The 14,521-nt window shown below is 54.1% G+C and carries 12 protein-coding genes; 4 read left to right on the forward strand and 8 right to left on the reverse strand.

All coding sequences use genetic code 11. The features are described 5' to 3' along the window. Positions 1-57: 57 nt before the first annotated feature. From cirA to yieE, 3 genes are all read right to left on the reverse strand, one after another. Positions 58-2,028, reverse strand: a complete 1,971-nt coding sequence (cirA, locus tag ACLHV8_RS14770) for a catecholate siderophore receptor CirA (protein ID WP_049008200.1) — start codon at positions 2,026-2,028, stop codon at positions 58-60. 223 nt (positions 2,029-2,251) lie between these two features. Beyond that, positions 2,252-3,721: an amino acid permease gene (locus tag ACLHV8_RS14775; protein ID WP_028016304.1), complete on the reverse strand. Its 1,470-nt coding sequence runs from the start codon at positions 3,719-3,721 to the stop codon at positions 2,252-2,254. A 164-nt stretch (positions 3,722-3,885) separates the two neighbouring features. Next, positions 3,886-4,752, reverse strand: coding sequence for a DNA-binding transcriptional regulator YeiE (yieE, locus tag ACLHV8_RS14780; protein ID WP_028016303.1), 867 nt, complete (start codon positions 4,750-4,752; stop codon positions 3,886-3,888). A gap of 97 nt (positions 4,753-4,849) precedes the next feature. On the opposite strand from yieE, the gene ACLHV8_RS14785 reads away from it, so the two are divergent. Further along, on the forward strand, positions 4,850-5,896 hold the full coding sequence (locus ACLHV8_RS14785; RefSeq protein WP_208594228.1) for a YeiH family protein: 1,047 nt from the start codon (positions 4,850-4,852) through the stop codon (positions 5,894-5,896). A gap of 64 nt (positions 5,897-5,960) precedes the next feature. Further along, entirely contained in the window at positions 5,961-6,818 is an 858-nt protein-coding gene (gene nfo, locus ACLHV8_RS14790) for a deoxyribonuclease IV (RefSeq protein WP_049008198.1), read from the forward strand. A 46-nt stretch (positions 6,819-6,864) separates the two neighbouring features. Here nfo and fruA read toward each other — a convergent pair whose 3' ends face one another. The 3 genes from fruA to fruB are packed head-to-tail and all read right to left on the reverse strand — an operon-like array spanning position 6,865 to position 10,635. Beyond that, the gene (fruA, locus tag ACLHV8_RS14795) at positions 6,865-8,550 is read right to left on the reverse strand and encodes a PTS fructose transporter subunit IIBC (protein ID WP_028016300.1); all 1,686 of its coding nucleotides are present in this window, start codon (positions 8,548-8,550) and stop codon (positions 6,865-6,867) included. 16 nt (positions 8,551-8,566) lie between these two features. After that, on the reverse strand, positions 8,567-9,505 hold the full coding sequence (gene fruK, locus ACLHV8_RS14800) for a 1-phosphofructokinase (RefSeq protein ID WP_014170919.1): 939 nt from the start codon (positions 9,503-9,505) through the stop codon (positions 8,567-8,569). Further along, positions 9,505-10,635: a fused PTS fructose transporter subunit IIA/HPr protein gene (gene fruB, locus ACLHV8_RS14805; RefSeq protein WP_049008320.1), complete on the reverse strand. Its 1,131-nt coding sequence runs from the start codon at positions 10,633-10,635 to the stop codon at positions 9,505-9,507. The genes fruK and fruB overlap by 1 nt, the downstream gene beginning before the upstream one ends. A 361-nt stretch (positions 10,636-10,996) precedes the next feature. On the opposite strand from fruB, the gene setB reads away from it, so the two are divergent. Further along, on the forward strand, positions 10,997-12,178 hold the full coding sequence (gene setB / locus ACLHV8_RS14810; protein ID WP_208594227.1) for a sugar efflux transporter SetB: 1,182 nt from the start codon (positions 10,997-10,999) through the stop codon (positions 12,176-12,178). On the opposite strand, the gene ACLHV8_RS14815 is transcribed toward setB, so the two are convergent. Then, positions 12,175-12,429: a YkgJ family cysteine cluster protein gene (locus tag ACLHV8_RS14815; RefSeq protein WP_032666680.1), complete on the reverse strand. Its 255-nt coding sequence runs from the start codon at positions 12,427-12,429 to the stop codon at positions 12,175-12,177. The genes setB and ACLHV8_RS14815 overlap by 4 nt on opposite strands. A gap of 164 nt (positions 12,430-12,593) precedes the next feature. Between ACLHV8_RS14815 and yeiP the strand changes: the two genes are divergently transcribed. Next, positions 12,594-13,166: an elongation factor P-like protein YeiP gene (gene yeiP / locus ACLHV8_RS14820; RefSeq protein WP_008500940.1), complete on the forward strand. Its 573-nt coding sequence runs from the start codon at positions 12,594-12,596 to the stop codon at positions 13,164-13,166. Between the two features lie 34 nt (positions 13,167-13,200). On the opposite strand, the gene uxuA is transcribed toward yeiP, so the two are convergent. Continuing rightward, positions 13,201-14,391, reverse strand: coding sequence for a mannonate dehydratase (uxuA, locus tag ACLHV8_RS14825; RefSeq protein WP_028016297.1), 1,191 nt, complete (start codon positions 14,389-14,391; stop codon positions 13,201-13,203). Positions 14,392-14,521: the final 130 nt, after the last annotated feature.

The following is a 14,521-nucleotide window of genomic DNA, read 5'->3' on the forward strand; positions in this document are numbered from 1 at the left end:
GGAACAAACACTAAAAACGGCAACTTACGTTGCCGTTTCGCTTTTACCCTGGCTTTATCAGAACTTATAATCCACACCGACAAAGTAGCGACGGCCATCTTCCGTGTAGCTGTAATCGTCACGGCTCAGGTCTTTATCCAGCAAGTTCTGTACACCCGCGCGCAGCTTCACGCTTTTCGTGGCCTGCCACGCCGCACCCGTATTCCAGATCACATAGCCACCTGGCGTTGGTGCACTGCTGGTCAGCGCGCGCTTCTCACCGGTGTAGTTACCCTGGACATAGAACGACCAGTCCTGGGTAGCTTTCCAGTCAACGGTTCCGTTGGCAGTGTGGAACGGCAGATCGGACAGCGGTTTGTTGCCGCCATTGCTGATGTCACGACCATCGTTATAGGTGTAGTTCAGCGTCACTTTCCAGTCTTCCGCCAGCGGGAATTTCAGCTCGGTCTCCACCCCACGGATGCGCGCCTTGTTGACGTTGTAATAACGGAAAATAGGCTCACCGTCCGCATTCAGACCAACGTAGTTAGGGTAGCTCTGCGCCTGTTTAACATTGGCTGTACGGCTGATACTGATGCGGTCATCCACATTATTCTGGAAGGTGGTGACGCTAGCCTGTACGCCCTCTAACCAGCCCTCTTCCCCGCTGTAGTAAAGACCGAATTCGAAGCTCTCGCTGGTTTCAGGTTTCAGATCCGGGTTACCGACAATCTCACAGGCACCGCGGCACGAGCCGGTGACCCAGTCCGGGCTGAGCTGCAGCAGCGACGGCGCTTTAAACGCTGTTGCCCAGCCCCCTTTCACCGTTACGGTATCGGTCGCGTTGTAGACCAGGTATGCACGCGGGCTCCAGTGGTCACCGTAGGTGTCATGGTCGTCCATACGGATGCCGGTGGTCAGCGCCAGGGGTTCAAAGAGACGCCACTCATCTTCAAGGAACAGGGCATACTGGCTTGCTGACGTACTGCTGCTGGAGCCCCCCGTCAGGTTGACCGGATCTTTCAGCTTATCGTGACGCCACTCGCCACCGAAGGTCAGTAGCTGGTTAATTTCGCCAAGAGGCAGCACATATTTCCCGTCCACCGCGTTGCTCTCGGAGGTGATCGGATTGCTGTTGCCCGGGTTTTTGTTATCCACCTTCTCGCCGTAAACCTTCAGCTCGCTGCTGCCGACCCCCCAACGACCATTGTGGCTCAGGGAGTAGTTCTGACGCTCAAGGCGGTTTTTGTCGAGGGAATCTGAGTCACGATCCTGACGGTCGAAACCGTAGCCCGCCGTAAAATCGTGATTTTCAGACGGTGTCCAGGCGAACTCCACATTGGCATCGCGGCTGGTAAAGCCCTCAATGCGCGGTGTTTCACCGCTCGCCGTGGTAGAGGATTTCTGCTGACCGTCTTTCTCACGCTTCGCGAGGCTACCGTAGGCTTTCAGGCCCAGCAGGCCATCCACCAGCGGACCACTGGTATAGAACTGGCCGTTATACGTGTCTCCACGATCGCGATGTTCCTGAATCGTTGAATCGGCGCTCAGAGTGCCCGTCCATTTCTGCCCGATTTTTTTGGTGATAATGTTCACCACGCCGCCCAGCGCATCGGAGCCATAAAGAGAAGACATCGGTCCGCGCACCACCTCGATGCGTTCGATGGCGTCAACCGGCACCCAGTTGAGATCGAAATCATTATGGCGGAATACGGCGTTGCGGGAGTTGACGCGCTTGCCGTCGATCAGGATTAACGTGTAGCTGCTGTCCAGTCCGCGAATACTTACCCCTTTACGGTTGTCCCCTTCGCTCGTGAGCTGAACGCCCGGCACATCCCGTAATACATCTTTCAGATTCTGAACGGGTTTGCGCTGCAAATCTTCCTGGGTAATCACGCTGATGCTTGCCGGTGCGTCTTTCAGGTTTTGCTCGGTCGCGGAGGCTGTGACAACCATTGTGTCGCCGGATTCCGCTGCGATACCAGGCAGGGCCAGGGACATTGCGGACGCACAAAGTCCTCCCCTGACGAAGGGATTCAACCTAAACATTCCATATCTCCATGAGGTAAATACAACTAAATCAAATCATCATTGCTCACAGCGTCTTCCATGCCGCCCACATCTGCGGTGGGTCGGTGACATGCTTATTTTTGATAACGATAAAGCAAACGATAATTATTATCAATTAAATTGTTAAGAAATATATCTTTGTTTCAACGTGCGGGAATAAAAAGCCCGCTCGAATGAGCGGGCTGAAAGAGAGGATCTGCGGTTATTTTTTAAATCGTTCCGGGAATTCCATTTCACTGTAGCGAACGAAGTGTGTTCCTTTCGTCAGTTTGTAGCCAAACCAGATTACCAGGAACAGCGGAATACCAATGTAGGTTGCCGTAACGGCGCCCCAGTCAATGGTGTCCGCCAGGAACGCTTCATAGTTCTGTCCCAGGGTAATAATCAGGCACAGAATGAAGGCGAAAATGGGACCCAGCGGGAAAAACCCTGAGCGATACGGCAGGTCGTTAATATCGTGCCCCTGCTTGACGTAACCACGGCGGAAACGGTAGTGGCTAATGGCAATCCCAAGCCAGGCGATAAAGCCCGTCATCCCTGAGGTGTTAAGCAGCCACAGATATACCGTCTGGTTGCCAAACATAGAGGTCAGGAAGCACAGACCGGCAATCACCGTTGTGGCATACAGGGCGTTACGAGGAACACCGCCACGGGACAATTTTGAGAAAATACGCGGGGCTTTACCGTCACATGCCAAGGTATAGAGCATACGAGTCGATGCGTACATACCGGAGTTACCGGCTGAAAGTACTGCAGTCAGGATTACGGCATTCATCACTGCCGCTGCAGAAAGCAGACCGGCATGCTGGAAGACCAGCGTGAACGGGCTGACGCTGATGTCTTTCACATCATTACGCAGCAGGCTCGGATCGGTATACGGAATGATCAGGCTGATAATCAGGATAGCGAACACATAGAACAGCAGGATACGCCAGAAAACCTGACGGACTGCACGCGGAATATTTTTCTCCGGGTTCTCTGATTCACCCGCAGCGATACCAATCAACTCAGTACCCTGGAAGGAGAAGCCGACGATCATTGCCACGCCGATCATGGCCGAGAACCCACCGGCAAACGGTGCATCGCCTATCGTCCAGTTACTCCACCCGGCCGGTTCTGCGCCTTTGAAAATACCAACGATCATCGCCACACCGACGACGATAAAGATGATGACGGTTGCCACTTTGATCAAAGAGAACCAGTATTCCGCTTCGCCAAAACCACGAACAGAGATGTAGTTCAGCAGGAAGATGACGGCCAGGAACAGAGCACTCCAGATCCAGCCCGGCGTATCCGGGAACCACCAGTTCATCACCAGCTGTGCAGCAACCAGGTCAACGGCAATCGTTACGGCCCAGTTGTACCAATAGTTCCAGCCCAGCGCGAAGCCAAAGCCTTCTTCAACGTATTGTTGACCATAGGTCGAAAACGAACCGGATACCGGCATGTACGCGGCCAGTTCGCCCAGACTGGTCATCAGGAAGTAAACCATCAGGCCAATCAGGATATAAGAGAAAAGTGCCCCACCCGGGCCTGCTGCCGAAATTGTTGCGCCAGACGCAACGAAAAGACCTGTACCGATGGAACCGCCGATAGCGATCATCGTCAGGTGACGCGCCTTCAGTTCACGACGTAGCGTGGGCGCTTCTGTGGTTTTAATTTCTGAAACCATGTGAAAATGCTGTCCATTTAATAAATGAGGCGCGATTGTAGCAGACGATCCGCGTTCCTTCCGGCAGAAATAGGCAGTTATAAGAGAGCTTCATGACTCGGCCAGGATTATAAGCAAAGCAGAAATCGGGTCTTTCCCCTATCTCCATTGGGGTGAGGGGACGATTACATCTCGCAGTAGCGCAGAAAACGCTGCAAAGAGCTGGAAAGATGCTTCTGCCGATGATGGATACACCAGAGTGTGCGCACCAGTTTCGGCAGTGGAACGGGGACTTCGACCAGCGAGCCCGTCTCAAGCTGCTCGGCAATGACCCGCCGGGAAAGGCAGCTAATACCTAAACCATGACGTACTGCATGTTTAATCGCCTCGGAGTTCCCCAGCTCCATCCCTAACTGGAAATGCGGCAGATGGGAAAGCAGCAGATAATCGACAATTTCACGCGTGCCAGAGCCCTGTTCACGCAGTATCCACTGCGCCTGTGCCAGTCTTTCCAGCGTGACTTCGCCCTGTAGCAAAGGCGAGGCCGGAGAAGCGAACACCACCAGTTCATCTTCCAGCCAGGGTTCAGCAATGATATCGACGTTGTGGCAGGGTCCTTCGATAAGACCGATATCCACACGAAAATCGATCACTGCGTTGATGACATCCTGGCTATTGCCAACGCTCATCTCCAGCGGCAGGGTCGGAAAATCCCGGCGGTAGCGGGCAATCACTTCCGGAAGGATGTAGTTCCCAATCGTACTACTGGCAAACACGCGGATCGCACCGTTGTCTTCACGGAACAGCTGTTCGATTTCGGTAGCCTGTTCAAGCAATGCCAAAGCACGCGGGTAGAGCAGACGACCATGTTCGTTGACGACTAAGCGCTTCCCTACCCTGTCGAAAAGCTGAACGCCTAGCTGTCCTTCGAGATCGGTCAATGCCGCGCTGACCGCAGATTGAGAGAGGGCCAGCATCTGCGAGGCCTGCGTCGTCGACCCACTCTTCAGCACTTCGGCGAAAACTTCCAGCTGACGCAATGTAATGTGCATGGTTGCTTACCACTTATATAGATTAATTATAAGTATATAATCAATTTTATTTTTAAACCAGAGAGATGTAGTCTTTAGCCAGACAAAGGAGAAGGTTATGTCAGAACTCACCTTACAGCATCATCGTACATTGTGGCACTTCGTGCCGGGTCTTGCGCTCAGCGCAGTGATAACCGGCGTCGCGTTATGGGGCGGCAGCATTCCAGCCATCGCTGGAGCAGGCTTTAGCGCCTTAACACTGGCGATATTGCTCGGCATGGTCGTGGGAAATACCGTTTACCCACGCATCTGGAAATCGTGCGATGGCGGCGTGATTTTTGCCAAACAGCACCTGCTGCGCCTCGGGATTATTCTTTACGGTTTTCGTCTTACCTTTTCGCAGATCGCCGATGTCGGCGTCAGCGGGATTGCTATCGATGTCCTGACCCTGACCAGCACCTTTTTACTGGCCTGTTTTATTGGTCAGAAAGTCTTTGGTCTGGATAAGCAAACCAGCTGGTTAATCGGTGCAGGGAGCAGTATTTGTGGTGCAGCAGCGGTGCTGGCAACAGAGCCTGTCGCTAAAGCTGAATCCAGTAAAGTGACAGTTGCAGTGGCGACGGTGGTGATTTTCGGTACGCTGGCGATTTTCCTCTATCCGGCTATGTATCCACTGGTGGCCCACTGGTTTAGCCCGGAAACCTATGGCATCTATATCGGCTCGACCGTGCATGAAGTCGCGCAGGTGGTGGCAGCGGGTCACGCCATTAGCCCGGATGCAGAAAACGCGGCGGTAATTGCCAAAATGCTGCGCGTGATGATGCTGGCGCCCTTCCTGATTTTCCTGGCAGCACGGGTAAAACAGCTGGCTCCAGCGGGCAGTAATCAGAAAAGCAAAATTACCATTCCGTGGTTTGCGATCCTGTTCATCGTGGTGGCAATTTTTAACTCCTTCCACCTCCTGCCCAAAGCGGTAGTGGATATGCTGGTGACGCTGGATACCGTTCTGTTGGCGATGGCGATGGCGGCGTTGGGTGTGACAACTCACGTCAGCGCGCTGAAAAAGGCCGGTGCAAAACCGCTGCTGATGGCGCTGGTACTCTTTGTCTGGCTGATAGTCGGCGGGGGTGCGATTAACCTTGTGGTCCATAGCCTGATGGCATAAACCACTACATCCTTCTCCTGTTAACCCGCTATCATAAGCATTTCGGGTTAACAGGAGTCCCTTTATGAAATATGTTGGAGCGCACGTTAGCGCTGCCGGTGGCCTTGCGAATGCCGCCATTCGCGCCGCCGAAATCGAGGCGACCGCTTTCGCCCTGTTCACCAAAAATCAGCGCCAGTGGCGCGCCGCACCGCTCACCGCTGACGTGATTGATGATTTCAAAGCCGCCTGCGAGAAGTATCATTACGGGCCGGGCCAAATCCTTCCCCACGACAGCTATCTGATAAACCTCGGCCATCCGGTTGAAGAGGCACTGGAAAAATCCCGCGAGGCGTTTCTTGATGAAGTCCAGCGCTGCGAACAGCTTGGGTTGACGCTGCTGAACTTCCATCCAGGCAGTCATCTGATGCAAATTGATGAAGATGCCTGTCTGGCGCGCATTGCCGAATCCATTAACATCACGCTGGATAAAACCAAAGGTGTCACCGCGGTAATTGAGAACACAGCCGGTCAGGGTAGCAACCTCGGCTTTAAGTTCGAACATCTGGCGGCGATTATCGACGGTGTTGAGGATAAAACCCGTGTCGGCGTGTGTATTGATACCTGCCATGCCTTTGCGGCCGGCTACGATCTGCGCACAACCGAGGCAACGAAAAACACGTTTGATGAGTTCGAGCGCATAGTTGGCTTTAAGTACCTGCGCGGAATGCACTTAAACGATGCGAAAAGCGCTTTTGGCAGCCGCGTTGACCGCCACCACAGCCTTGGCGAAGGCAATATTGGTCATGATGCGTTTCGCTTTATCATGCAGGACGCCCGCTTCGACGGCATTCCGATGGTGCTTGAAACCATCAACCCCGATATCTGGGCAGAAGAGATTGCCTGGTTGAAGGCGCAGCAGACCGCTGAACAAATGGCATAAAAAAAGCCGGGTTGCATTTGCACCCGGCTTTTTTGTTGTTTACTACTTAGGCTGCTTTCGCGACCACTTCCGCTTCCGGACGTTTCAGCACGGCGTAAGACAAACCCGCCACCAGCGTACCGGCAACAATCGCCATCAGGTACCCCAGAACCGGGGTGATAGCGCCTGGGATCAGCAGAACAAACAGACCACCGTGTGGAGCCATCAGTTTTGCGCCAATCGCCATCGAGATTGCACCTGTCACGGCACCACCCACGATACAGCACGGTAATACACGCATTGGGTCGCGCGCCGCGAACGGAATCGCCCCTTCGGTGATGAAGCACAGACCCAGGACCAGTGCCGCTTTGCCGCCTTCCTGCTGCGCTTTGTCAAACTTACGGCGGGCAACAATCGTCGCCAGACCGAGAGCCAGAGGAGGCACCATACCTGCCGCCATGATGGCTGCCATTGGCGCGTAGGTCTGGGTACTCAACAGGCCAACACCAAAGGCGTAGGCCGCTTTGTTCACTGGGCCACCCATGTCGGTACACATCATGCCACCGAGGATTGCACCCAGCAGGACCGCATTGGCGGTACCCATGGTTTGCAGCCAGTGGGTCAGACCCGCCAGAATACCCGCAACCGGTTTACCAATCAGGTAAATCATCGCCAGACCGACCACCAGGCTGGAAATCAGCGGGATGATCAGAATCGGTTTCAGCGCTTCCATACTCTGTGGCAGCTTGAGCTTCGAGCTGATCAGCTTCGCAACGTAACCGGCCAGGAAGCCCGCGATAATACCGCCGATAAAACCAGAACCCGTGCTCACCGCCAACATACCGCCGATAAGACCTGGCGTCAGACCCGGACGGTCAGCGATGGAGAAGGCGATAAAGCCCGCCAGCACAGGCACCATCAGCGCGAACGCAGAACCCCCACCAATCTGCATTAATGCAGCTGCCAGCGTCCCCTGCTCTTTAAATGCGGTGATACCAAACGCGAATGACAGCGCGATACACAGACCACCCGCAACCACCATCGGCAGCATGTAAGAAACACCGGTCAGCAGGTGGCGATAAGCGCCTGCTGACTCTTTCTTACCTTCAGTCGCACTTTGACTGGTGCCCGTTGCCTGATACGGCTTCGCTTCAACCAGCGCTTTATCAAACTCCTGAGCGGTCTTTTTCAGTGCCAGACCTGTCGAAGTGCGGTACATCGGCTTACCGGCAAATTTCGCCAGATCCACTTCGATGTCTGCCGCCACAATCACCAGATCGGCCTCAGCCACTTCTTCTGGGGTGATGGCATTGCCGGCGCCCACGGAGCCGCGCGTTTCAACTTTTACCCACCAGCCGCGTTTTTTCGCTTCGGTTTCAATGGCTTCAGCCGCCATAAAGGTATGAGCTACCCCTGTAGGACAGGCCGTCACCGCAACAATGCGTTTTGGTCCAGAAGCCGCAACCGGTGCCGCAGCAACAGGGGCGCTGTAAACAGACGCGTGACCTTTCGCTTCGCTCAGGAACAGTTCCGGGTGTGCCACCGCACGATTAATATCGCCCAGCCAGACATTTTTGCCATTAAGCGCACTGTCAGCCGGGATTTTATCGCCCAGAACAATGACCAGTTCGGCATCGCCCGGGTTATCAATCATCTCGAGATGTGCTTTGTTCGCCGCCGCTCCCAGCAAGGTCTTCGCCATATAGGCGCGAGCCTGTCCGAGACCGGAGTCAATGATCAGCAGCGTTTTCATTATTCCTCTCCTGCTGTTAGTTAAAAGGTTTTAAGTCAACGCGCGCCATCATCGCGGCTAACTGGGTACGATCGGTAATACCGACATTGCTCTGGCTTACGGCCAGGGCAGCAACGGCGGTGGCAAGACGTAAAGTATGTTCACTGGATTCACGCATCAGCAGACCATAAATCAGGCCGCCAACCATGGAATCCCCTGCACCGACGGTGCTGACAACATCGACCGACGGCGGTTTGGCGATCCATTCGCCAGAAGCGTTAACCCACAACGCTCCTTCTGCACCAAGAGAGATAACTACGTGGGCGATACCCTGCTCGCGCAGTGCATGGGCAGCATCAATCACATCTTTTAATTCTGGCAGCTTACGACCGGCCCAGATCTCCAGTTCGCGGCGATTAGGCTTCACCAGCCACGGTGACGCTTTCAGTCCCGCGACCAGTGCATCACGGCTACTGTCAAAAATAATGCATGGACACTGGCTGCGCAGGCGCGTCATCCAGTCGGTAAATGCTTCCGGACTGACGCCGGACGGCAAACTACCGCTGACGCACACCATGTCGAACTGACCAAGCCAGGTCAGAGAGTCGTTAACAAAACGCTCCCAGTCTGACGGCGTCACTTCGAAGCCCGAGAAGTTCAGATCGGTCACTTCGCCGTCTTTCTCCGTCAGCTTGACGTTGATACGGGTGCGGCCCTGAACAACCTGAAAACGGTTGGCAATGCCCAGCTCGCTGAACAGCTGCTGGAAACCATCCTGGTTATCTTTACCGAGGAATCCACCCACGGTGACATCAATACCAAGGTCCTTGAGCACTTTCGCGACGTTAATCCCTTTACCCGCAGCATGCAGGCCAGTGGTACGCACGAGGTTTACTTCGCCGCGCTCAATCTCCGGGCAAAACCCCACCAGGTCATAAGCCGGGTTCAGCGTAATAGTCGCAACACGTCTGCTCATTATGCGCCCTCCCCCAGACCTGCCGCGATGGCGTCGCCAATCGCCTTCAGCGCCTGTTCAGCATCCGCACCCTGTGCGGTGAAACGCAGACGGTGACCTTTCTTCACGCCCAGCGCGACAACTTTCATCAGACTACGGCCGTTGGCCGGTTTACCTGTGCCATCAAGGTTGGCCACGGTGATCTCACTTTCAAATTGTTTAATGGTATTTACCAGCATGGTACCTGGACGGGCATGCAGGCCGTGTTCGTTACGCACCACGAATTCAGCGTTAAGAACATCGTCAGTCAGCGCATCATCGCTGGTCAGCAGAGCCAGCACCGTCGCCGCATCTGCGTTCAGCAGTTTTTCAGCTTTGTTATTCAGCAGCAGATCGCCCAGGCGCTTCAGCACGGAAACCGGCTGTTCATCGTTCATCGCCACGGTCAGCAGCATGGCCGCACGCTCGCCGTCGACGTCAAACGCATTTGCCGCACGACTCACGGCGATAGCGCTACGCAGGTTGCCTTCAGCACTGTCGTTCAGCCAGATACCTTGACCGAGATTCAACGGCTTATCATTGATTACGCGCGTCACAAATGTGGCATCTGCTGCACCGGCTTCTTTCAGGCGACCGGCATTCAGCGCCTGGAGTGTCACCAGATCGGAGGCAACTACATCCAGCGTCAGCGTTTCATTATCCAGTTTCAGCGCTTCACTCTGTTTTTCGCCCATCAGCAAGGCGCGCAGCTCTTCAGCAGTCGTTGCTGACTTCAGCTGTTCAGCAACGGAATCATCGCTCAGTACGTGGGTCAGCTGACGCAGCAGGCCTAAGTGTTCGTCGCTGCTGGCCGCGATACCGATGGCCACATACGCCACCTGACCGTCACCCCAGAGCACGCCCTGTGGGAACTGATAAACCTTCACCCCGGTTTTCAACACCTGGTCGCGGGTGTCGGTTGTGCCGTGCGGAATAGCAATGCCATTGCCGAGGAAGGTTGAGGTCTGCTGCTCACGCGCCAGCATGCCATTTACATAACCGTCCGCGACGTTACCTGCCTGCACAAGGGCAGCGGCAACCTGGCGAATGGCCTCTTCTTTATCCCCGGCCTGTGCGCCCGGGTGGATATCCTGAACAGATAACTGGAACATGGTTCTCCACTCCTGCTGAAATTGAATCGTTTCAGCTTTAATGAGAAAAAATGCGCTAGCCTGCTCCGTTTGCTTAAACAAGATAGCGCTGAAACGTTTCAAAAAGTCTTGCGCTTTCTGCAATGCCTTGCAAGTAAACTCGTATTTCTGATCTCAGAATTTAGAGATACAGCACATTTCTTCTTCGTTCAGCTGAATATTGCTGAAGTTCAGCAAGTCAGTTTCAGCTAAGGTCAGTCAAACCTTCTATAAGTTGAAATGCCATTTTGATTTTTCGTGGCATCATTGACCGCACCCTCTGTTTATTTAATGAGTGCCAGCGTAAACTCCGCCTCTCTCTGTCACTCGTTAATTATAAAACATGCATAACACCCCCGCGGCCACCTCGCCAAAGCCCTTTGATTTGACTTCAGCGGCGTTCCTGATTGTTGCCTTTTTTACGGGTATTGCCGGTGCGTTACAGACGCCGACGCTGAGCTTATTTCTGACCAATGAGGTTCACGCTCGTCCGGCCATGGTGGGTTTCTTTTTTACCGGAAGCGCCATCATCGGCATTCTGGTGAGTCAGTTTCTGGCGGGCCGATCCGACAGAAAAGGCGATCGTAAAAGCCTGATTGTCTTTTGCTGTCTGCTTGGGGTGCTCGCCTGCGTTCTGTTTGCATGGAACCGCAACTATTTCATTTTGCTGTTCATCGGGGTATTTCTGAGCAGCTTTGGTTCGACGGCTAACCCACAGATGTTCGCGCTTGCCCGCGAGCACGCCGACCATACCGGGCGTGAAGCGGTGATGTTCAGCTCGGTAATGCGTGCTCAGGTGTCACTGGCATGGGTGATCGGCCCCCCGCTGGCTTACGCGCTGGCGATGGGGTTTGGTTTTACGGTGATGTACCTGAGTGCGGCTGTCGCATTTGTGGTATGTGGCGCGCTGGTGTGGTTCTTTCTGCCGTCGATGCGCAAAGAGCCCAAAGTGGCGACGGGCACGCTGGAAGCCCCGCGCCGCAACCGCCGCGATGCCCTGCTTCTGTTTGTTATCTGCACCCTGATGTGGGGCACTAACAGCCTGTATATCATCAATATGCCGCTGTTTATTATTGATGAACTGCATCTGCCAGAGAAGCTGGCAGGTATCATGATGGGAACAGCGGCCGGGCTTGAGATCCCGACGATGCTCATCGCAGGCTATTACGCAAAGCGCTTCGGCAAGCGTTTTCTGATGCGTATCGCCGCCGTCGCCGGTCTGCTTTTCTATATCGGTATGCTGACGCTACATACGCCGGGGTTGTTACTGGCTTTACAGCTGCTGAACGCTATCTATATCGGCATTCTGGCCGGGATTGGCATGCTCTATTTCCAGGATCTAATGCCGGGTCAGGCAGGCTCGGCCACGACCCTTTATACTAATACCACCCGTGTGGGCTGGATTATCGCAGGCTCAATGGCGGGGGTCGTCGCAGAAATCTGGAACTATCACACGGTGTTCTGGATTGCGCTGGTGATGTGCACGCTGACGATTGGCTGTCTGGCGAGGATCAAAGACGTTTAAGGCGCGGTGAGCGATTCCAGCTCGAGCAGATACGTCATCGCCTGCGCTCGCGTGCTGCCACACATTTCGGCTGTTGGCTGAAGTCCGGAGCAAACCTTCGGGCGCAGGGGCGAACCAAAGATCATACACAGGTTAGTTTCAGAGAGCTGAACGCAGCGGGTATTGGCAGGCTTGCCTTCTGGCATTCCTGGAATGGGGCTTGAAATGGACGGTGCGGTACAGCACGCGCCGCAATCTGGACGACAATCCATAAACGCTCTCTTTCGCTGACGAAGGCCCGCGCAGCCGGGCATCGCGCGCACAGTAACACCTTTTGCGTATTGATAGCAAAAGCCACGAATTCCTCTTGCCTGAAAGGCCGCGCACGAGTAATTTGGCGCGATATTTTTTACCTTCCGTATACAGGATTACTGCAATGCCAAGAGCGAACGAAATTAAGAAAGGTATGGTACTGAATTACAACGGCAAACTGCTGATTGTGAAAGATATCGATATTCAGGCACCTAGCGCCCGTGGTGCAGCGACGCTGTACAAAATGCGTTTCGCCGATGTGCGTACCGGTCTGAAAGTTGAAGAACGTTTTAAAGGTGACGATATCGTTGATACCGTGACCCTGACCCGTCGCTATGTCGATTTTTCCTATATCGACGGCAACGAATACGTGTTCATGGATAAAGAAGATTACACCCCGTATATCTTCACCAAAGATCAGATTGAAGAAGAGCTGCTGTTTATTCCCGAAGGCGGTATGCCAGACATGCAGGTTCTGACCTGGGATGGCGTGCTGCTGGCGCTGGAACTGCCTCAGACCGTCGATCTGGAAATCGTTGAAACGGCACCGGGTATCAAAGGCGCATCTGCAAGCGCCCGTAACAAACCAGCAACCCTGACAACCGGACTGGTTGTGCAGGTGCCAGAATACCTGTCTGCAGGCGAGAAAATTCGCATCCATATCGAAGAAAAACGCTATATGGGTCGTGCTGACTAACACAAAAAACCCGGCTTTGCGCCGGGTTTTTCTTTTACAGCAATTCAGGATACTTCGTCATCTTCAGCGCCAGCTCAATGCCGCGCACTTCCGCCATCCCTTTCAGACGACCGATTGCCGAATAACCTGGGTTCGTTTTCTTACGCAGATCGTCCAGCATCTGATGCCCGTGATCCGGACGGAATGGAATAGGACGCACATCACCAACCTGCTTACGACGTACTTCTTCCGCCAGGATGGCATCCACCACCGCGACCATATTCACATCACCGCCAAGGTGCGCTGCCTCGTGGAAGGTTTTTGGGTTCTCTTCACGACAGGTCGCGCGCAGGTGAGTAAAGTGAATACGATCGCCGAAGGTTTCAATCATCCGCACCAGATCGTTATCCGCACGCACGCCGTAGGAGCCGGTACACATGGTAAAGCCGTTGTAGATGCTGTCTACCGTCTCTTTCAGCCACTGCATATCTTCAATCGTCGAGACGATACGCGGCAGGCCGAGAATAGGACGCGGAGGATCGTCCGGATGTATCGCCAGGCGAACGCCCGCTTCTTCTGCGACGGGCACAATCGCGCGCAGGAAGTACGCCATGTTTTCACGAAGCTGATGCTTATCAATGTCGCCATATTCCGCCAGACGTGCACGGAACTGATCCAGCGTATAGCCCTCTTCCGCACCTGGCAGACCAGCAATGATATTGCGGGTCAGCTTTTCGATGTCAGCATCACTGGCGGCGTTAAACCACGCGCGCGCCTGCTGCTGCTCTTCCGCGGTGTAATCCGCTTCGGCGCCAGGACGTTTCAGAATGTGCAGTTCAAATGCCGCAAAGGCAATTTGATCGAAACGCAGTGCTTTTGAACCGTCCGGCATCTGATATTCAAGGTCAGTGCGCGTCCAGTCCAGGATAGGCATGAAGTTATAGCACACCGTATCAATGCCGCATGCCGCCAGGTTGCGAATACTCTGCTGATAGTTGGCAATCCAGGTCTGGTACTCCCCTGAATGGGTTTTGATATCTTCATGAACCGGAATGCTTTCCACCACAGACCAGGTTAATCCCTTCTCTGCCAGCAGAGCCTGACGCTTTTGAATTTCATCAACCGGCCATACCTGGCCGTTAGGAATATGATGCAGCGCCGTGACGACACCCGTTGCGCCAGCCTGACGCACATCATCAAGAGAAACCGGATCGTTCGGCCCGTACCAACGCCAGGTTTGTTCCATTGCCTCACCCTCTTAAGTTGTTATACCAATATGCGTTACCGCAATGACGACTACCATACATGTTTACCATGAAGGGTCAATATACCGCCACGCATTGATTGATCAAACTCACAGAACAGGGATATTTACG

Origin of the sequence: Enterobacter sp. CPE_E863, assembly GCF_046521465.1 — a bacterium.
GTDB lineage: Bacteria > Pseudomonadota > Gammaproteobacteria > Enterobacterales > Enterobacteriaceae > Enterobacter > Enterobacter adelaidei.